The following is an 18,550-nucleotide window of genomic DNA, read 5'->3' on the forward strand; positions in this document are numbered from 1 at the left end:
GGCGACGTCGACCGCGCCCCGCTGCTCGGCGGGATCGCGCGGTCACAGCGCCCCGATCCGGTAACCGCGCCCGCGCACGGTCAACACGACGTCGCGATCGATCTTGCGCCGGAGGTAGCTGACGTAGGTGTCGACGGTGCCGAGCTGTTCACCGCGGGGGAAGACCGCCGCCAACAGCTCGGACCGGTCGAAGGTGTGGTCGGGCCGCTCGGCGAGCGCGGCCAGCAGGCCGGCCTCGCGGTCGCTCAGCACCACCCGGCTCGACCACGGCGTGACCACGATGCGGCTCTCGGGGAAGAACCGGCCGGCACCGACGTCGAGCCACGCCTCGTGGGCGGCGAAGGACCGGGTGAGGGCGCGCAGCCGCGCGAACAGCTCGTCGAACTCGAACGGCTTCACGAGGTAGTCGTCGGCTCCGAGGTCGAGGCCCTCGACCCGGTCGGCCGTCGAGCCGAGCGCGGTGAGCATCAGCACGGGCGTGGTGACGTGTTCGCGACGCAGGGCCGCGACGAGCGCGGTGCCGTCGAGTCCGGGCAGGCGTCGGTCGACGACCAGCACGGCGTGGACGCCGGTGCGGGCCGCGTCGAGCCCCCGACGACCGTCGGCGACGAGGTCGACTCGCCACGCCTCGGCGAGCACGTCGGCGACGATCGGCCCCAGCGCGGGGTCGTCCTCGACCAGCAGGAGGCGCGGGCGCGGATCAGGATCGGTCACCCAGGGCCTCCTTCCGCCGTCGTGTCCCCGCCGATCGTCGCACAGCGGTGAGCACGAGGGGCAGCACCGACACCGCGACGAGCGCGATCGCGAGCAGGTCGATGTGGTCGGCGACGAACGGCAGGCCGCCGAGGAGCGAGCCGAGCACGGTCATGCCCGCGGCCCAGAGGAACGCCCCGGCGAGGTTCCACACGACGAAGCGGCGGTACGGGTAGCCGCTGGTCCCGGCCGCGAGCGGCACGAACGTGCGCACCACCGGGACGAAGCGGCCGAGCACGAGCGCCGGGCCGCCGTGCCGCGCGAAGAACGCCTCGGCCCGCTCGAGGTGTGCCGTCTTGAGCACCCGCGCGTCGGGCCGGAACCACCGTCGACCGAAGCGGTGACCGAGGAAGAACCCGACCTGGTCACCCGCCGCGGCGGCCACGAAGGCGCAGAGGGCGATCACCGCGACGCTCAGCCCGAGGCCCTGGTGCAGCAGCCCCGCCGTGACGAGCAGGGAGTCGCCGGGCAGGAAGGGGAAGAGCAGGCCGGACTCGACGAACACCATGAGGGACAGCCCGCCCAGGGCCCAGGGGCCGAGGGCGGTGAGCAGCGTCTGCGGGTCGAAGAGGGTCATGGGGCGTTCCGTTCGGTGTCGGGTGCCGTCAGGGCACCGGGTGGTGTGGTGGCAGGTCGGTCGAGTCGGTCGAGTCGGTCGAGTCGGTCGACGATCCGTCGCCAGAGGGGCAGGGCGAGGGCGACGACCGAGCAGCCGAGCACCACCGACGCGATCGTGTCGGTGGGGTAGTGCACGCCGATCCAGACGCGGGAGGCCGCCACCAGGACGACGCCGAGCGCGGCCACGACGGCGACCGGCTGCCACCCCCGCCGTCCGTTCCGTCCTCTCACGACGAGCACGATCGCCAGGGCGAGGCCGGTCGCCAGCGCGGTGTGGCCGCTGGGGAACGAGAACGAGTGCGGTTCGACCAGCAGCGGGTCGACGAGGAGGCGCGGGTCGGGTCGGTCGCGTCCGACGACCAGCTTGACGGTCTCGGCCGCAGCCCACGGCAGCACCGAGACGCCGACGACGGTCAGCGCCTCCGCTGCCCGCCGGGTCGTCACCCCCACGGCGACGGCCAACAGCAGGACGAGCGCCACCCCGAGCTGCGGCCCGAGCAGCCGGTCGATCAGCAGCGCCGCCCCGTCGAGCAGGGGCGAGTGCATCCGGCCGACGCGCTCGACGACGTCGAGGTCGGCCGCCCCCACTCCCCCGGCGCCCGACGTGATGAGCAGACCTCCCAGGACGACCGCCACGACGCCCGCCCCACCCGCCGCCGCGATCCCGACGTCGCGGCGGACCGGCCGACGGTCGGGACGAGGGTCAGGAGGCGCGGGTCGTCCACCCCGGGACGTCACCGGGGGCCTTCCGTCGAGTGCGGTCATGGTCCGAGGGTCGCCGCATCCCTCCCAGAAACCGCCCAGCGGCGGGTTCGAGCCGACCCGCGCCTCCTCGATCGGGCGTCTGGGCGGTTTCTGGGACAGACCCCGCGAGGGTCTCCTCCATGACGACACGAGCCGAACGCACCGAGCCGGCGATCCGCCGACCCGCGTCGCTGCTGAACAAGGTCCCCGAGGTCACCACGGCCTTCTGGGTGGTCAAGGTGCTCTGCACCACGGTGGGCGAGACGTTCGCCGACTTCCTGAACGACGGTCTCGGCCTCGGCCTCACGGTCACCAGCGTGGTCATGACGGCGCTGCTCGTCGTCGCGCTCGTGCTGCAGGTGCGGAGGCGGCGGTACGTGCCCTGGGTCTACTGGCTCACGGTGGTGCTCATCAGCGTCGTGGGGACGCTGCTGACCGACACCCTGACCGACTCGCTCGGGGTGAGCCTCTGGACCTCGACCATCGTCTTCTCCGTCGCGCTCGCCGTGCTGTTCGGCGTCTGGTACTCGGTCGAGCGGACGCTGTCGGTGCACGACATCACGACTCGTCGCCGGGAAGGCTTCTACTGGGCGACCATCCTGGTCACCTTCGCGCTCGGAACCGCCGTCGGCGACCTCCTGGGCGAGCAGCTCGCCCTCGGGTACCTGCCGTCGGTGTTCGTCTTCGCGGGGGTCATCGCCCTCGTCGCCCTGGCCCACCGTTTCCTCGGCCTCGGCGCGGTCGTCGCCTTCTGGTCGGCCTACGTGCTCACCCGGCCGTTGGGCGCGTCCCTCGGCGACCTCCTCTCGCAAGACCGGTCCGACGGAGGACTCGGGCTGGGTCCGACGGCGACGAGCCTCGTCTTCCTCGTGGCGATCGCCGGGGTGGTGGGAGCGATGACCGTGTCGGCCCGGCGCGAGGTCTCGACCGCACGCCACGCCTGACCCCTCACCTACCCCACCCGCACCGACCCGACCAGAAGAGAGACGCCATGGACTGGCAACTGAACGGACTCCCCCTCCACCCGCTGATCGTTCACCTCGTCACGGTCGCCTTCCCGACGGCCTCGCTGCTGATCGTGGCCGGTGCCGTGTCGTCGCGGCTGCGCCGACGACTGGGCGTCATCACACCGCTCGTCGCCCTCCTGTCGCTCGTCGCGGTGCCACTCGCGACATCGTCGGGCGAATCGCTCGAGGCGAGGGTCGGGCACAGCGCCCTGCTCGAGGCGCACACGCAGCTCGGCGACACGCTGTTGCCTTGGGCGATCGCGGTGTTCGTCGCCGCCGTGGCGCAGTGGGCGTGGCAGCACTACGTGCTGACCCCGGACGCCAAGCGACCGCATCCCACCCTGAAGAAGGGCACGCGCACGATCGTCGGGGTCGCGCTCACCGTGGCGGTCGCCGTCGCCGCGATCGGCGGCATCGTCACGACGGTGCGCATCGGCGATTCGGGCGCGAAGGCGGTCTGGTCGGATTCGAGCGAGGGCTGAGATGGAGCAGATCACCGTCGACCGGTTGGCCGCCCTCACGACACCGCTGGTGATCGATGTGAGAGCCGCCGACCGCTTCGCCGAGGGCCACGTCCCCGGGGCGCTCAACCTCCACCCCTCGCAACTGGCGGATCGACTCGACGAGATGCCGCACGAGACCGCCGTCTACCTGATCTGCCAGAGCGGCGCACGGAGCGCCCGGGCGGCCGAGGCCCTGTCAGCTCGAGGGATCACCGCCGTCGACGTGATCGGCGGCACCGCGGCCTGGGTCGCGGCAGGGCTGCCGCTCGTTCAGTCCTGAGGGGCGAGCCGGGCGACCGGCGCCGGGGTGATCGTGAAGGCGTCGAGGTTCGGGAGCGCACCGCGGACGCGCAGGCCCGCTTGGTCGGCGATCCGCAACGAGTCGACCAGGTCGTGCGTGTCGACCTGGACGGTCGCCGACCCCGTCAGCCGGTGGCCGATCCACCGCAGGCGGAGGTCGCGCACGGCGACGACCCCCTCGGTGTGTTCGAGTGCGTGCTCGGCCCGGTCGAGCAGGTCGGGGTCGACGGCGTCCATCAGGCGGGCCCCGACGGACTTCATGGTGCCCCACAGCAGGACCATGATCGACACGGCGATCAGCAGGCCGATGATCGGGTCCGCGAGGGGGAAGCCGAGCAGCACCCCGACGGCGCCCAGCACGACCGACAGCGATGTGAACCCGTCGAGACGAGCGTGCACCCCGTCTGCCACCAGGGCGGCCGAGCCGATCCGGCGACCGACTCGGATGCGGTAGATCGCGACCACCTCGTTGCCGGCGAAACCGACGAGGCCGGCCAGGACGAGCAACCAGGGCGCCTGGACGGGCTGCGGGTGGACGAGACGGTCGATCGCCTCCCACCCGGCGACCACGGCCGAGAGGGCCACGACGATGACGATGAACAGACCGGCGAGGTCCTCGGCGCGTCCGAAGCCGAAGGTGTGACGGCGGGTGGCGACCCGCCGGCCGAGGACGAACGCGATCCAGAGAGGCACCGCTGTCAGCGCGTCGGCGAAGTTGTGGATCGTGTCGGCCAGCAGGGCGACCGACCCGGTGGCCACGACGAGGACGGCCTGCACCACCGTCGTCGCGAGCAGGACGAACAAGCTGATCTTGACCGCCCGGACACCCGCCGTCGACGCCTCGAGGGCGTCGTCGACGGAATCGGCGGAGTCGTGCGTGTGCGGGACGAACAGGTCGTAGAGCCAGGCCTTCACCCGGCCGTTCGGGTGCCCGTGCTCGTACCCGGGCTCGTGCCCGTGCCCGTGCCCGCGCCCGTACCCGTGCTCGTGCTCGTGCTCGTGCTCGTGCTCGTGCTCGCGGTCGTGGTCGTGGTCGTGCCCGTACCCGACCACCTCACTGCCCCCCTGCGTGGTGCGGTGCGTTGCCGACGACGTGCTCTGCCTGCCTCACGGCGTCGCTGACGAGCGCGGACGCGTGCTCGTCGGTCAGACGGTAGAAGGCGGTCGTCCCCTCACGGCGCGGCTGCACCATGCGGGCGAGGCGAAGCTTGGCCAGGTGTTGCGACACCGCCGCCGGGCTCTTGTCGACGATGTCGGCGAGGTGGTTCACCGACAGCTCTTCGGCGTTCCGAAGCGCCAGGATGATGCGGATGCGGGTCGCGTCGGCGAGCATCGAGAACACCTCGACGGCGAGTTCGACGTACTCGGAATCCGGGTCGAGTCCGCAAACCTTCTTATCTACGTGCATGCGCAGATACTAGTACGACGTCGACCGGTTCCGTCGTCTGGCAGGATCTCCTGATGCCCACCAAGCGGACCCCCCGCCGACCCGACGTCACGACCACCGAGATCGTGGGCGGCGCCGAGGCCGTCCACGTCTCGTTGCACGAGTACGACGAGCGCTGGCCTGCCGCGTTCGCCGAGCACCGACGCCGCATCGTCGAGGCCCTCGCGCCGTCGGGCATAGGGGTCGACGTCGAGCACATCGGCTCGACGTCGGTGCCCGGTCTCGCGGCGAAGCCGATCGTCGACGTCGTGGTCGCGGTGCCCGACATCACCGCCGAGGAGGACTACCTCGACCCGCTGCTCGCCGCGGGCTACGAGCTGCGGGTGCGCGAGCCGGGGCACCGACTCGTGCGGACGCCGGAGCGCAGCGTCCACGTGCACGTCTACGAGCAGGGTGCCGACGCGATCGCCGGGTACCTGCTGCTGCGCGACCACCTACGCACCGACGCCGCCGACCGCGAGCTGTACGCCGGCGTCAAGCGGGCCCTGCTCGACCGCCGCTGGGACGACATGAACGACTACGCCGACGCCAAGACCGAGGTCGTCACGGCCATCAAAGCGCGGGCTCGCGCCGCCCGGGACGCCGCCCGCGAGGCAGCCCGCGAGGGCTGACCCGGGCCGGCACGGCCTCAGCCGGCCGAGGTCGCCGCCATCGACTGCAGCCCGGTGACGCGCAGCAGGTCGAGTCGCGCCTCGTCGTCGGACCCCGGCGCGACCGTGTAGACGACGATCCTCAGGTCGCCGGGCGCGGTCAGCACGTCGCAGTCGATCGCGATCGGGCCGACCGGGGTGCCCGTCACCGTCTTGCGACTGGCCCGGTGCTCGGCGACCTTGGCCTCGGCCCAGCGGCGTGCGAACTCGGGCGACGTCTCGAGCAGGCGCGACACGAGGTGGCCGAGCGAGGGGTCCGACGGATAGCGCCCCACCGCCGCCCGCAGGTCGGCGGCGAGGTCGCTCGCGAAGTCCTCCTCGTGCCGGGCGTCGAACTCGGTGCCCTCGTGGCCCGACGTGAAGTGACGCCAGACGAGGTTGCGCTCGAGCCCGACCAGGCGCGACGGGTCGCCGTTCACCGCGGCCCAGAGGGGGTTCCAGAGCAGGATGTCGTGGGTCGCCGAGAAGACGGCCAGCGGCACGTCCCCGAGCCGGTCGACGATGCGCTGCACGCCGGGCCCCACGTGGCGTGGGACGATCCCGGCCGACGGAGGCGCGGCGCCGGCCGAGCGGTAGAGGTGGTCGCGTTCGTCGTCGCTCAGGCGCAGGGCGACCGCCAGGGCGCGGAGCATCTGCGGGGACGGGTTGGTCGCCCGACCCTGCTCGAGGCGGACGACGTAGTCGACGCTCACCCCGGCGAGCGCCGCCAGCTCTTCGCGGCGGAGACCCGTCGTGCGTCGCCCCGCCCCCGCGGGCAGCCCCACGTCGGCCGGGCCGACCCGGTCACGCCACGACCGCAACACGTCCGCGAACTCGCTCATGCAGCCATCCTCCCCCGGCCCGCGCGCCCGAGGGTGGTACCGGCAGTCCTCCCGTCGTGCGGGGCCTGGGTGCCGAGGCGGGGCCGGGCGCAGCATGGACCCATGACCACCACACTCATCACCGGGGCCAACAAGAGCCTCGGACTCGAGACCGCCCGCCGCCTGCTCGAGGCGGGCCACACCGTGTACGCCGGCATGCGCGACCTCGACTCGGGCGACGCCGTCCGGGCCCTGGGCGCCCACGCCGTGCAGCTCGACGTCACCGACCAGGCCGGCGTCGACGCGGCTCTCGCCTCCCTGCCCGAGCTCGACGTCCTCGTCAACAACGCGGGCGTCCTCGGGTCGTCGTTCGGCGTCGACGACCTCACCCCCGAGACGATGCAGGAGGTGCTCGACGTGAACGTCGTCGGGCTCGTCCGCGTCACCCAGGCCGCGATGCCCCTGCTGCGCCGCTCCGACCGTCCCGTGATCGTCAACGTCGCGTCGGGCGTCGGCTGGCCGCGCTGGCTGAGCACCGAGGGCCACGACGAGTACCCCGTCGCCGCGGTGCCCTACGCGTCCTCGAAGGCGGCCGTGATCGCCCTGACCGTGCAGTACGCCAAGAACCTGCCGACCTTCCGCGTGAACGTCAGCGACCCCGGCTACACCGCCACCGACTTCAACGGGCACGGCGGCCACCAGACGGTGACCGAGGGCACGGACGCCACCGTCGCCCTCGCCCTGCTCGGGCCCGACGGCCCGACCGGCGAGTTCCACGACCGCCGGGGCCGCATCGACTACTGAGCGGCGACCGCAGGAGGCGCGGTGCGAGTCCTCGGGACCGGCACCGCGCCTCCTGCGCGTCCGGTGGGCCGGCCGTTCAGCAGCAGTCGCAGGCCTCGGCTCCGCGTTCGCCCGTGAGGGCCGAGACGGGTGTCGTGCAGGCCTCGCCGCGCCAGGCCTCGACCCCCTCACGGACGGCGAAGACGACGATGACGAGTCCTGCGACGGGGTCCGCCCAGGTCCACCCGAAGGCGAGGTTGAGCACCAGGCCGAGCAGGACGGCGGCCGAGAGGTAGCTGCAGATGAGGGTCTGCTTGGAGTCGGCGACGGCGGAGGCCGAGCCGAGCTCGGTGCCGGTTCGTCGCTCGACGAGGCTGAGGAACGGCATGACCGCCAGGCTGACGGCGGCCAGCACGATGCCGACCGGGGAGTGGTCGGGTTCGCGGGCGCCGGCCAGGGCGAGGACCGCGTCCACGCCGACGTAGGCGGCGAGACCGAAGAACGAGAGGGCGATCACGCGGAGGGCGAGCCGTTCGCGCCTCTCGGGGTCGGGGGCCGCGAACTGCCAGGCGACCGCGGCGGCCGAGAGCACCTCGACGACGGAGTCGAGGCCGAAGCCGATCAACGCGGTCGAGGACGCGACCGTGCCCGCGGCGATCGCGACGATCGCCTCGACCACGTTGTAGCCGATCGTGATCGCCACGACGAGACGGATGCGCCGCTGCAGCAGGAGGCGACGGGCCGGGGCGATCGGCGCGGGCGACAGTGCGGCGGAGGTCATGCACCGCCCCCGCAGCAGAACGGCACGTCGCACGAGTCGTCCGGACACGGCAGACCGTCGTCGACCGCGAGGACCACCTCGACGAGGGCGGTCAGTGCTCGGGTCAGGTGGACGTCGGCGATCTCGTACCGGGTGGATCGCCCCTCGGGGGCGGCCACGACGAGACCGCACCCGCGGAGGCATGCGAGGTGGTTCGACACGTTCGACCTGGTCAGGCCGAGTTCCGTCGCGAGGACGCCGGGGTAGCCGGGGCCCTCGAGCAGGGTCAGCAGGATGCGTGAGCGGGTCGGGTCGGCCATCGCCCGCCCCAGGCGGTTCATCACGTCGACGCGGGACGAAAGGGTCAGCATGTGCTGACCATACAGCACTCGCTGACCGGTCAGGGCGCCCGGGGCACACGTCCATCCCCCGCGGGTCCGGTCCTCGGGACCGGCACCGCGCCTCCTGCGCACGGAAGGACTAGACACGTCCTCGTGCCCTCACCGCTCCTCCTCGCCTCTCTCGCCGGCCTGCTCTCGGGCCTCTCCCTGGTCGTCGGGGCGGCGGTGTCGTGGTTCGTCACCGTGCCCCGCGAGGTGGTCGCCCTGGTCATGGCGTTCGGTGCCGGCGTCCTGATCTCCGCACTCTCGTTCGACCTCGTCGACGAGGCCACGAGCAGCGGCGGGCTGCTCCCGACCCTCGGCGGGTTCCTGGCGGGCGCCGTCGTCTACGTCGTCCTGGACCAGCTGCTCGAGCACGGCGGGTTCCGGCGCAAGCACCACCGTCGCGGGTCGGCCGGCTCGGGCACCGGCCTGGGCATCGCCCTCGGCGCCCTGCTCGACGGCGTCCCCGAGACCGCCGTGCAGGGCGTCAGCCTGACGGGCGGCGGGTCCCTCAGCATCGCCGTGCTGGTGGCCGTCGTGATCTCGAACTTCCCCGAGGGCATGTCGAGCACGGCCGACCTCAAGTCGTCGGGCCGGTCGGCCGGGTACGTCTTCGGCCTCTGGTCGGGCATCGCCGTGGTGTGCGCCCTGTCCGCGCTCGGCGGGTACGCCCTGCTCGGCGGGGTGCCCGAGGGCGGACAGTCGTTCGTCATGGCGTTCGCCGCCGGGGCGATCCTCGCGATGATCTGCGACACGATGATCCCCGAGGCCTTCCGCAAGACGCAGACGCTCACGGGACTCGTGACGGTGCTCGGCTTCGTCGCGAGCTACGTCGTGCACCAGGTCGCCTGAGCGGGTCGCCCGAGCGGGTCGTCGCGCCCCGAACTGGGTCATCCGTTCTGCGCAACGGTGCCGACACCGGGGGCGATGCTCGGTACCCTGCTGTCGTGAGCCCCGACCTTCCCGCCACTCCGGAGAACCACCCGGAGTCCGTCCGGCGCCTCGCCGCGACGCTGCAGACCCTGGACGAGGCCCACCGCCGCTACCGGCTCCACGCCGCGAAGGTCTTCGGGATGGGCCACACCGAGCTGGCGGCCCTGCTCGCCGTCGCCGACGCCCCGGGGCTCACCCCGGGAGCACTCGCCCAACAGCTGCTGCTGAGCACGGGGGCGACGACGGCCGTGGTCGACCGACTCGAGAAGTCGGGGCAGGTCACGCGCAGCCGTCACCCGGGCGACCGCCGCAGCCTCTTCCTCCACCTGACCACGCAGGGCGAGGACACCACGACCACCCTGCGCGAGGCGTACCAGTACGTCCTCTCGACCACGGGCACGGACGAGACGATCGCCGAGGCCCTCCCCCAGCTCGACAGCATCGCCGCCGCGCTCGACGCCGCCGCCCGCGAATCCGCGACCTGACCCGGGCCGACCGGTGCCGGACTCGTGCGCCCGGTCGCACCGCACCTCCTCGCCCGCCGCGCCGCGCCTCCTCGCCCGTGTCGCATCGCGCGTCCTCGCCCGCCGCACCGCACCTCCTCGCCCGCCGCGCCGCGCCTCCTCGCCCGCCGCGCGTCCTCGCCCGCTCTCGCCGCGCCTCCTCGCCCGGGTCGCACCGCGTGCTGAGCGTCGCACCGCCCATTTCGGCGGTGCGACGTCCAGTCGGCGGTGCGGCACCGCCCCTGTCGATGCGACGCCCCGCAGTCGAGGTCGAGGTCGCACCACCGTCGCGTCGTCGCACCACCGTGTTGCGTGGTGCGACGACACGACGGTGGTGCGACTCCGACTCCGAGCCCGACCTCGAGCCACGACTCCTAGGCTGCGGGGCATGACATCCGACGTCGGGGAACGCTACGCCGCGCGCGCCCGCGAGTACGTCGACCACCTCGGCTCGATGTCGTCGGTGCACCCCGCCGACGAACACCTGGTCACGTCCTGGGCGACGACGGTCGAGGGCCCCGTGCTCGACGCGGGCTGCGGGCCGGGCCACTGGTCTGGGCACCTCGCCGCGCGGGGCGTCCACGTGCGTGGTCTCGACCGGGTCCCGGCCTTCGTCGGGCACGCGCGCCGCACCCACCCGGACGTCTCGTTCGGTCTGGGCGACGTCGACGCCCTGCCGTACGAGCCGGGCGAGTTCGCAGGAGTCCTCGCCTGGTACTCGCTGATCCACCACGACCCGGGCAGCATCCGGCGCCCCCTCCGCGAGTTCGCCCGGGTGCTCCGGCCGGGCGGCGGGCTGCTCGTCGGGTTCTTCACCGGGTCGACCGTCGAACCCTTCGACCACGCGATCACGACCGCGTGGCGCTGGGCGCCCGACCTCCTCGCGGACGAGCTGCGCGCCTCCGGGTTCGACGTGCTCGAGACCCACACCCGCACGGGACCACGGTCCGGGCCGAGGCCCCACGGCGCGATCATCGCCCGTGTCGCTCAGGGTGAGACCGTCAGCCCAGCCCCTTGATGTGGGTCTCGATGGCCGTGAGGACGGCGCGATGCGCGTCGAACGAAGTCGCCCAATCGTCGACGAGCAGGCCGTGGTCGGCGCCGTCGAACGTGACGAGGCCCGCATGCGTCTCGAGCCCCCGCGCCGGCTGCCACATCGAGTCGGCCCCTCCGCCCACGGCGAGGTGTGACGAGGAGGCGCGGGTCAACGCATCGAGGACCACGGGCTCGGTGAGGACCGGCGTCAACCACACCCCTGCGACGCCGTGCTCGACGGCCCACGGCAACGCGAGGGTGCCGAACGACTTCGCGAGGACGAGGTCGACGCGACCGCCGACGGCCTCCGCGGCATCCTGCAGCCGCTCCTCGACGACGGGCCGCGAGTCGTCGGCCGTCAGATCTCGGGCATCCCACTCGACGGCCTCGACTCGCCAACCGAGCTGCCGCAGCATCAACGCAGGCCAGTAGAGCAGCGGCGCCTTGACCCCGTACCCGGTACCCGGTAGGAGCACCGCGACGGGACACGACGTTCCTGTCGACGGCCCGGACGAGGTGGGTGAGCTCATGGGCCGAGGCTAAGGCAGACGACCGATCGTGGTGATGCCAGCGCGTCCCCGTGTCGGGGTCGCACCACCGTCGGGTCGTCGAACCACGGGACACGGTGGTTCGACGACGCGTCGGCGGTGCGACTCCCGCGTGACCGGCGCGGGGCACGCCGAGTAGCATCGCGGCATGCCGGAGGGTGACAGCGTCCACCTGCTGGCCGCGCGCCTCCGTCCCTCGCTCGTCGGGCGTGTCGTCGTCGACGGCGAGCTGCGGTCGGGCGGCCGGGCGGGCGAGTCGCTCGCCGGTCGGCGCGTCGTCGAGGTCGACACCCACGGCAAGCACCTGCTGACCCGCTTCGACGACGCCACCACCCTGCACACGCACCTGCGCATGCAGGGGTCGTGGACGCTCACGCGCCCCGGCCGCGTCCTGCCGTCCCGGCTGCAGCGGCAGGTGCGGGTGCGTGCCCGGCTCGACGACGGCCACACCCTCTGGGGCGTCGACCTGCCCGTCGTCGACCTGGTGCCGACCCGGGACGAGCACGCGCTGGTCGGCCACCTGGGCCCCGACCCGCTGCGCCCCGACTGGGACCCCGAGGAGGCGCGACGTCGCCTGGCCGCACTCCCCGACGTCACGGTCCGTGCCGCGCTGCTCGACCAACGTCCGATGGCCGGCCTCGGCAACCTCTGGGTCAACGAGGTGGGGTACCTGCGTGGCCTGCACCCGGCCGCCCCGATCGGCGAGGTCGACCTGGTGAAGCTCGTCGACGTGGCCGCGCGCGCCCTGCGCTTCTCGGTCTCGACGCCCGGCGCCTATCAGGTCACGACGGGCCGGACGCGCCGCGGCGAGACGCACTGGGTCGTCGGCCGGGCCGGACGCCCGTGCCTGCGCTGCGGCACCCGCGTCGAGGCGCGCGACGACCCTCCCACGCCGGACGGCCGCACGCGGCGGGCCTGGTGGTGCCCGCGGTGCCAGCCCGCGGCGTGACGCGGTACGGTCGCGACGACGTTCCCCCAGGAGTGGGCCGCGGTCGGCTCAGCGCACGCTGACGAAGATCGGGTTCGCGTACAGCCAGGTGTCGGCCCACGGGTCGGCCGGGCTCATCGGGAACGGCTGGGGTGCCCGCGGGTCGACGTCGGCTCCGAGCGGGCCGACGCCGTGCACCCGGCCGTCGCTGCCGCGCAGGCGCACGTAGCCGTCCTCGGTGGCGGGCTCGAGCGGCACGACGACGCGGAACGGAGCGGCGGACCGGTCGGCGACGTCGAGCAGCTCGACGACCCGGGTGGCGGGCGCGCGCTGCTCGTCGCGGTCGGCCGCGGGTCCGGTGACGCGGCCACGGATCACGTCCAGGTGGGCGAGCCGCGGGATCGTGCCCCGTGAGGTGGGCGTCGTCGTGGGCACGACGTCGACCACGAGCTCGAGGGCGGTGCCGCGCGGGACGGTGAGGGTCCCGCCCAGAGTGGCCTGCGCCTCCTGCCCGCCGGTGGCCCGGAGCACGACGGACAGCCCGGCGACCAGGTGCCCGTGGTCGACCCAGAGCCGACCGGCGCGGATCGCGTCGAGCAGCGCGGCGGACGACCGGTCGACGGCGCCGACGTGGTTCCGGCTGAACTCGCCCGGCCAGAAGTCGGCGCCGTTCTGGGGCGTGGCCGTCGCGACCGGGTCGGGGCGGCGGCCGGCACGGTCGAAGTTGGCGAGCGTCGCGCCGGACTCCCAGCCGGGCCCGGTCGGGAAGTCGCCGACGCGCGTGGCGTCGAACTCCTTGAGGTGGAGGTCGCTGTTCGAGGTGATCCACCAGCGCCGGCCCTCGCCGAGCAGCGAGTCCCACACGCCGCCGACGACGGCCGTCGTCCAGTCGAAGCCGCCGTGGGTCAGGTAGGCCTCGGCGGGGTAGCCGGCGAACGAGAACTCGCTGGGGGCGTTCTCGTACTCGCCCCGCCGCGAGCGCGTCGACGCGTTCGCGGCGACGGCACCGGCCTGGGCACCGGGGGCGCCCTCCATGCCGACGAACACCTCGGGATCGGCGTCCTGCCAGGCCCGCAGCTCGCCGGGCGAGTCGATGCCGAGGCGGCTCGGGTGGTTCGCCAGGACGATCACGTCGTCGACGACGCCCGCGCTCTTCTGGGCGCCGAGCCAGGCGATCGCGTCGGTGGCGTGCACGAGCCACTCGGCGGCGTCGTCGGTGCCGGGGCGCGGCTTCTCCCAGCCGTTCAGCTTGCCGTCGTGGTCGAGCTCGAAGCGGCGCAGCACACGGGTCGTGGCGGGACCGGGTGCGACGAGCACGGTGGCGTGCTCGGCGCCGGGGATGTACCACTCGAGCCCCTGCAGCACGAGCAGGTCGGGCCGGGCAGCCCGCGCGGTCTCGATCTCGCGGGCGGCGTTGAACACCCCGCCGACGTTGGCGTGGCCCTTGTTGCTGTGCTCGGTGAAGGCGATGGCGTCGACCCCGAACCTCTGCGCCTGATCGAGGATCGTCGTCATGGGGTACTTCGCGTCGTGCGAGTAGACCGAGTGCACGTGGTGGTCGAAGACCAGCCACGAGACGGCGGCCGGATCGACGACGGCGGGCGCCGACGGCAGCGGCGCCGCCTGCGCGGGGTCCGCTCCCCGCAGCCCCTGGGCCGTCGTCCCCACGGCGACCGTCGCGGCGACGGAGGCCCCGAGGAAGGTCCGGCGCGAGAGGCCCGATCCGGTCGGCGCGGACTGCTCGGGGCGGGGGTCGAGGGACATGGCTTCACTTTCGTCGGGCGGGCGTCCCGACCGTAGGCAGCGGGCCTGAACCGCAGGCCAACGGTCGGGGACGCGGACGACACCGGGCGTTCACGATCCGTTCCCCCGGGTGCGCGACAGTCCTGGCGTCGCCGCGCGCTCCCCGCCGCGCAGTCCACGCACCCACCGAAGGTCCCGATGCTCCCCTCCGCCCCCGCCGTCCGTCGTCTCCCCTCGCGCGCCTCCGGACGGGGCCTGCTCGTCGCGGCGGCCCTCGCCGCCGGCGCGGTCGCCGGCCTGGCCGGCCCCGGTGCCGCCGTCGCCGCCCCGGCACCCGCACCCGCCGACCCCGCGCCGCTCGTGCTGCGCGACGCCGCCGGCACCGCGATCGTGTCCGGCGACGCACGCGCCGATCCCTCGTTCGCCTCGGCGCTGCTCGCCGCGGGCTGCCCGGTCGACGCGGACGACGCCGCCCGGCTCTCGGTGACGTCGGGAGGCGCGACCGTCGTCACGTCCCCGAGCGTCGCGGTGACCGCGGGGCAGCCGGTCGAGGTGCCGATGGCCATCTCGTTCGAGGAGGTGGTCGCCGCCGGCGTCGAGGAGGGCGGAGCGACGCTCTCGCTGGAGTGCCTCGTCGTCGAGTCCGGCATCCCGTCGACGGTCGTCGTCGCGGCGACGCTGCCCGTGACCTTCGCCGCGGGGACCTGGTCGGTGCCCGGCGCCGAGGTCGACCCGGCTCCGCCGACGGACGACCCGACCGCGCTGCCGACCGCCCCCGGCACGGCACCCTCCCCCGCACCCACGGACGGGGCCGGGGCCGGGGCGGGCTCGACGCCGCGACCCTCGGCCACGGCCCGGCCCTCCGCCGACGGAGCCCTCGCCTTCACGGGCGGTCAGGTCGCCGGGGTCGGCGCTCTCGCCGCGGGGCTGCTCGCGGCGGGCACCGCCCTCGTGCTGCGGCGACGCCGGACCGCTCCCGTCGACGGGCCGCCCGCGGAATAGGGCTACGGCGCGCTCGGCGCCTGCTCGTCCGCGGCGACGTCCTTCTGCACGGCGAACTGCGTGCGGTGCAGTTCTTCGTAGCGGCCGGCCGCGGCCAGCAACTCGTCGTGGGTGCCGCGCTCCACGATCGAGCCGTCCTCGACCACGAGGATCTGGTCCGCGCTGCGGATGGTGGACAGGCGGTGCGCGATGACCAGCGCGGTCCGCCCCTCGAGCGCCTCGCTGAGGGCCGCCTGCACGGCGGCCTCGGACGTCGAGTCGAGAGCCGCGGTCGCCTCGTCGAGGATGACGACGCGGGGCTGCGCCAGCAGGAGGCGCGCGATGGTCATCCGCTGACGCTCGCCTCCCGAGAGCCGGTAGCCGCGCTCCCCCACCATCGTGTCGAGCTGGTCCGGCAGCGACCGGATGAGGGGCTCGAGCCGCGCGCGGCGGACGGCGTCCCACACCTCGTCGTCGGTCGCCTCCGGCCTCGCGAGGCGCAGGTTGCTGAGGATCGTCTCGTGGAACAGGTGGCCGTCCTGGGTCACCATGCCCAGCGTGTGGCGCATCGAGGCGAAGGTCACGTCGCGGACGTCCGTCCCCGCGAGGCGCACGGCGCCGCCGTCGACGTCGTACAGACGCGACATCAGCTGCGCGATCGTGGACTTCCCGGCACCCGACGTGCCCACGAGCGCGACGGTCTGCCCGGGCTCGATCCGGAAGGACACGCCGTGCAGCACCTCCTCGCCACCGCGGGTGTCGAGGGTGGAGACCTCCTCGAGGGAGGCGAGGGACACCTTGTCGGCGGACGGGTACGCGAAGCGGACGTCGTCGAACTCCACGCTCACCGGGCCCTCGGGGACGGAGGCGGCGGTGGGCTTCTCCTGGATCAGCGGTTCGAGGTCCAGCACCTCGAAGACGCGCTCGAAGCTCACCACCGCGCTCATGATCTCGACCCGCGCGTTCGCGAGGCCGGTCAGCGGCACGTACAGGCGCGTGAGGAGGAGGGCCAGGGTGACGACCTCGCCGGTGTCGAGCTGGCCGGCGAGCGCGAGGGCGCCGCCCAGCCCGTAGACGAGCGCGAGGGCGAGGGCGGAGACGAGCGTCAGGGCGGTGACGAAGACGAACTGCAGCAGCGCGGTGCGGACCCCGATGTCGCGGACCCGGGCGGCACGGACGCGGAACTCCTCCGCCTCCTCGTCGGGACGGCCGAACAGCTTGACGAGGGTGGCCCCGGGCGCGGAGAAGCGCTCGGTCATCTGCGTGCTCATCGCGGAGTTGTGGTCGGCGGCCTCGCGGCGCAGCGCGGCCAGACGGCTGCCCATGCGCCGCGCGGGGACCAGGAAGATCGGCAGCATGACCACGGCGAGGACCGTCACGAGCCAGGACGTGCTGAGCATCACGATCAGCGTGAGGACCAGGGCCACGACGTTCGTGACGACGCCCGACAGGGTGCCGCTGAAGGCCTGTTGGGCGCCGATCACGTCGTTGTTGAGGCGGCTCACGAGGGCGCCCGTCCGGGTGCGGGTGAAGAACGCGATCGGCATCTTCTGCACGTGGTCGAAGACGGCGGTGCGGAGGTCGAGGATCACGCCCTCGCCGATCCGGGCCGAGAACCAGCGCGTCACGAGCGAGACGCCGGCGTCGGCCAGCGCCACGACGGCGATGAGGACGGCGAGCCGCACGATGGACGCGAGTTCGCCCCGCGCGACGATGACGTCGACCACCCGGCCGGCCAGCACGGGCGTCGCGACCGCGAGCACGGCACCCACCACGGACAGGGCGATGAAGATGACCAGCTTCGACCGGTAGGGCACCGCGAACGTCATGATCCGCCGGACGGACGCGCGCGAGATGCCGTGCCCGCCGTCCCGTGCGGACGAGATCTTGTAGAGCGAGCTCCAGGCCGCGCCTTCCATGCTCATGGTGGTTCCTTCCGTGGGGGCCTGGCCCAATGTAGACGGCGGATCGCCCCGGGCTCGCAGCAGCCGTGCCCGGGACGGTCCGACGTTGCCCGGGACGGTCGGCAGGCCGTCGTCAGGGAAGGAGGACGACCTTGCCGTCGAGGGTCCGGGACTCGGCGAGTTCGAGCGCGCTCGCGACGTCGGTGAGCGGGAACCGCGCCGCGACGTTCGCCGTGAGGACGCCGTCCCGGACGAGTTCCAGGACGTGGGTGAGGTCCTCGTCGAGGCGTTCCCGGTACGCCTTCCCGCGGGTGCCGTGGCCTGCCCAGAGGTCGTAGAAGGTGGCGCGCCTGCCGTTCGGGAGGGCGTTCCAGGTCAGGATGCGGCCCAGGTGCCGCAGGAACGGCGGCCAGAGGCTCCCGGTGCCGCTGACGGCGGCGATGATCGCGTACGACACCAGGGTGCCACCGCGGCCGAGCAGGGACCACGAGGTCCGCGCCGTCTCCCCACCGACGTTGTCGAAGACCGCCGCCAGGCCCCCGGCGGGAGCCGACCGGCGCACGGCCGAAGCGAGGTCCGGGTCGGCGTAGTCGACGGGGACGACCCCTCGCGCCCGAAGGGACTCGTGGTGGCGCGGGGACGCCGCCGCGATGACGTGGACGCCGGCGTGCTGGGCCATCTGGATCAGGAGCCCGCCCACGCCTCCGTTCGCCCCGAACACGAGGATCGTGTCCCCGGCCTGCACGCGGGCGGCTCGGTGGAGCATCTGCCACGCGGTCACGCCGTTGACGGTGACCGCCTCGGCGAGGTCGGCGGCGAGTCCGTCGGGGACCACGATGCTGTCCCGGACGGCGACGATCGCGTGTCCGGTCCAGGCGCCGGTCTTCGTCAACGTCGCCACGCGTCGGCCCACGAGGCCGCGGTCCGCGTCGGTGCCCGCCGCCAGCACGGTGCCGACGAGGTCGTAACCGGGGGTGAAGGGGAAGGCCGGCTGGGCGAAGTACCGCCCGCGACGCATCGCCTGTTCGGCGTACGAGATCCCCGTGGCCTCGACGGCCACGAGGAGTTCGCCGGCGCCGGGCGTCCCGACGGGGGCGGCGAGGTCGACCACGAGTCCGTCGGGTTCGACGAGGCCGGGAAGGACGATCCGCGTCGTCGTGGTGGGGAGCGAGGTGATCGCGTTCATGGTGTTCCTCTTTGTTAGTGTTCAGTCAGTCACAACTGCGG

General features: G+C 73.4%; 22 protein-coding genes. 10 read left to right on the forward strand and 12 right to left on the reverse strand.

The genetic code is table 11. The features are described 5' to 3' along the window. Nucleotides 1–42 precede the first annotated feature (42 nt). The 3 genes from QRN23_RS08275 to QRN23_RS08285 are packed head-to-tail and all read right to left on the reverse strand — an operon-like array spanning nucleotide 43 to nucleotide 2,136. Nucleotides 43–714 (reverse strand): response regulator transcription factor, encoded by a 672-nt coding sequence (locus tag QRN23_RS08275; protein WP_056046949.1) that lies wholly within the window; start codon nucleotides 712–714, stop codon nucleotides 43–45. Beyond that, entirely contained in the window at nucleotides 701–1,330 is a 630-nt protein-coding gene (locus QRN23_RS08280; RefSeq protein ID WP_056046951.1) for a DedA family protein, read from the reverse strand. Before QRN23_RS08280 ends, QRN23_RS08275 begins: the two co-directional genes overlap by 14 nt. Then, nucleotides 1,327–2,136 (reverse strand): phosphatase PAP2 family protein, encoded by an 810-nt coding sequence (locus QRN23_RS08285; RefSeq protein WP_157485389.1) that lies wholly within the window; start codon nucleotides 2,134–2,136, stop codon nucleotides 1,327–1,329. Before QRN23_RS08285 ends, QRN23_RS08280 begins: the two co-directional genes overlap by 4 nt. A gap of 119 nt (nucleotides 2,137–2,255) precedes the next feature. Here QRN23_RS08285 and QRN23_RS08290 point away from each other — a divergent pair, with 119 nt between their 5' ends. From QRN23_RS08290 to QRN23_RS08300, 3 genes are read left to right on the forward strand one after another with little or no spacing between them, the layout of a single operon-like run. Next, on the forward strand, nucleotides 2,256–3,059 hold the full coding sequence (locus tag QRN23_RS08290; RefSeq protein ID WP_043595662.1) for a COG4705 family protein: 804 nt from the start codon (nucleotides 2,256–2,258) through the stop codon (nucleotides 3,057–3,059). Nucleotides 3,060–3,106: 47 nt separating this feature from the next. Next, nucleotides 3,107–3,604: a DUF2231 domain-containing protein gene (locus tag QRN23_RS08295; protein ID WP_043595663.1), complete on the forward strand. Its 498-nt coding sequence runs from the start codon at nucleotides 3,107–3,109 to the stop codon at nucleotides 3,602–3,604. Between the two features lies 1 nt (nucleotide 3,605). Then, entirely contained in the window at nucleotides 3,606–3,905 is a 300-nt protein-coding gene (locus QRN23_RS08300; RefSeq protein WP_192124305.1) for a rhodanese-like domain-containing protein, read from the forward strand. On the opposite strand, the gene QRN23_RS08305 is transcribed toward QRN23_RS08300, so the two are convergent. Beyond that, on the reverse strand, nucleotides 3,896–4,978 hold the full coding sequence (locus QRN23_RS08305; RefSeq protein WP_285063190.1) for a cation diffusion facilitator family transporter: 1,083 nt from the start codon (nucleotides 4,976–4,978) through the stop codon (nucleotides 3,896–3,898). The genes QRN23_RS08300 and QRN23_RS08305 overlap by 10 nt on opposite strands. A 1-nt stretch (nucleotide 4,979) precedes the next feature. After that, complete coding sequence (locus tag QRN23_RS08310) at nucleotides 4,980–5,333, reverse strand: ArsR/SmtB family transcription factor (protein WP_056046956.1); 354 nt, start codon at nucleotides 5,331–5,333, stop codon at nucleotides 4,980–4,982. Between the two features lie 53 nt (nucleotides 5,334–5,386). Here QRN23_RS08310 and QRN23_RS08315 point away from each other — a divergent pair, with 53 nt between their 5' ends. Next, entirely contained in the window at nucleotides 5,387–5,983 is a 597-nt protein-coding gene (locus QRN23_RS08315; RefSeq protein WP_285063191.1) for a GrpB family protein, read from the forward strand. Nucleotides 5,984–6,000: 17 nt separating this feature from the next. Here QRN23_RS08315 and QRN23_RS08320 read toward each other — a convergent pair whose 3' ends face one another. Continuing rightward, entirely contained in the window at nucleotides 6,001–6,843 is an 843-nt protein-coding gene (locus QRN23_RS08320) for a helix-turn-helix transcriptional regulator (protein WP_056046959.1), read from the reverse strand. A gap of 102 nt (nucleotides 6,844–6,945) precedes the next feature. Here QRN23_RS08320 and QRN23_RS08325 point away from each other — a divergent pair, with 102 nt between their 5' ends. Then, nucleotides 6,946–7,626, forward strand: coding sequence for an SDR family NAD(P)-dependent oxidoreductase (locus tag QRN23_RS08325; RefSeq protein ID WP_285063192.1), 681 nt, complete (start codon nucleotides 6,946–6,948; stop codon nucleotides 7,624–7,626). A gap of 76 nt (nucleotides 7,627–7,702) precedes the next feature. Here the strand turns inward: QRN23_RS08325 and QRN23_RS08330 are convergent, their stop codons facing one another. Then, nucleotides 7,703–8,386: a cation diffusion facilitator family transporter gene (locus QRN23_RS08330; RefSeq protein WP_173151709.1), complete on the reverse strand. Its 684-nt coding sequence runs from the start codon at nucleotides 8,384–8,386 to the stop codon at nucleotides 7,703–7,705. Next, nucleotides 8,383–8,736: a Cd(II)/Pb(II)-sensing metalloregulatory transcriptional regulator CmtR gene (gene cmtR, locus QRN23_RS08335; protein ID WP_159825897.1), complete on the reverse strand. Its 354-nt coding sequence runs from the start codon at nucleotides 8,734–8,736 to the stop codon at nucleotides 8,383–8,385. Before cmtR ends, QRN23_RS08330 begins: the two co-directional genes overlap by 4 nt. A gap of 123 nt (nucleotides 8,737–8,859) precedes the next feature. Between cmtR and QRN23_RS08340 the strand changes: the two genes are divergently transcribed. The 3 genes from QRN23_RS08340 to QRN23_RS08350 all read left to right on the forward strand — a co-directional run bounded on the left by QRN23_RS08340 (nucleotide 8,860) and on the right by QRN23_RS08350 (nucleotide 11,202). After that, complete coding sequence (locus QRN23_RS08340; RefSeq protein ID WP_056046981.1) at nucleotides 8,860–9,600, forward strand: ZIP family metal transporter; 741 nt, start codon at nucleotides 8,860–8,862, stop codon at nucleotides 9,598–9,600. A gap of 95 nt (nucleotides 9,601–9,695) precedes the next feature. Then, nucleotides 9,696–10,166, forward strand: a complete 471-nt coding sequence (locus tag QRN23_RS08345; protein ID WP_285063194.1) for a MarR family transcriptional regulator — start codon at nucleotides 9,696–9,698, stop codon at nucleotides 10,164–10,166. 406 nt (nucleotides 10,167–10,572) lie between these two features. After that, the gene (locus tag QRN23_RS08350) at nucleotides 10,573–11,202 is read left to right on the forward strand and encodes a class I SAM-dependent methyltransferase (RefSeq protein ID WP_285063195.1); all 630 of its coding nucleotides are present in this window, start codon (nucleotides 10,573–10,575) and stop codon (nucleotides 11,200–11,202) included. Here the strand turns inward: QRN23_RS08350 and QRN23_RS08355 are convergent. Continuing rightward, nucleotides 11,186–11,749, reverse strand: a complete 564-nt coding sequence (locus QRN23_RS08355; protein WP_285063196.1) for a hypothetical protein — start codon at nucleotides 11,747–11,749, stop codon at nucleotides 11,186–11,188. The genes QRN23_RS08350 and QRN23_RS08355 overlap by 17 nt on opposite strands. A gap of 166 nt (nucleotides 11,750–11,915) precedes the next feature. On the opposite strand from QRN23_RS08355, the gene QRN23_RS08360 reads away from it, so the two are divergent. Continuing rightward, on the forward strand, nucleotides 11,916–12,716 hold the full coding sequence (locus QRN23_RS08360) for a DNA-formamidopyrimidine glycosylase family protein (protein ID WP_173151719.1): 801 nt from the start codon (nucleotides 11,916–11,918) through the stop codon (nucleotides 12,714–12,716). A gap of 48 nt (nucleotides 12,717–12,764) precedes the next feature. Here QRN23_RS08360 and QRN23_RS08365 read toward each other — a convergent pair whose 3' ends face one another. Beyond that, a complete protein-coding gene (locus tag QRN23_RS08365) occupies nucleotides 12,765–14,459 on the reverse strand; it encodes a PHP domain-containing protein (protein WP_285063198.1) in 1,695 nt (564 codons plus the stop codon). A gap of 177 nt (nucleotides 14,460–14,636) precedes the next feature. Here QRN23_RS08365 and QRN23_RS08370 point away from each other — a divergent pair, with 177 nt between their 5' ends. Further along, a complete protein-coding gene (locus QRN23_RS08370; RefSeq protein ID WP_285063199.1) occupies nucleotides 14,637–15,440 on the forward strand; it encodes a hypothetical protein in 804 nt (267 codons plus the stop codon). Between the two features lie 2 nt (nucleotides 15,441–15,442). Here the strand turns inward: QRN23_RS08370 and QRN23_RS08375 are convergent, their stop codons facing one another. After that, complete coding sequence (locus tag QRN23_RS08375; protein ID WP_285063201.1) at nucleotides 15,443–17,344, reverse strand: ABC transporter ATP-binding protein; 1,902 nt, start codon at nucleotides 17,342–17,344, stop codon at nucleotides 15,443–15,445. Nucleotides 17,345–17,456: 112 nt separating this feature from the next. Then, nucleotides 17,457–18,509 carry a zinc-binding dehydrogenase gene (locus QRN23_RS08380; RefSeq protein ID WP_285063202.1) on the reverse strand — a complete coding sequence of 351 codons (1,053 nt, stop codon included), beginning with the start codon at nucleotides 18,507–18,509 and terminating at the stop codon, nucleotides 17,457–17,459. Nucleotides 18,510–18,550 lie beyond the last annotated feature (41 nt).

The sequence above is a fragment of the Frigoribacterium sp. ME-P-080 genome, assembly GCF_030209595.1.
GTDB lineage: Bacteria > Actinomycetota > Actinomycetes > Actinomycetales > Microbacteriaceae > Frigoribacterium.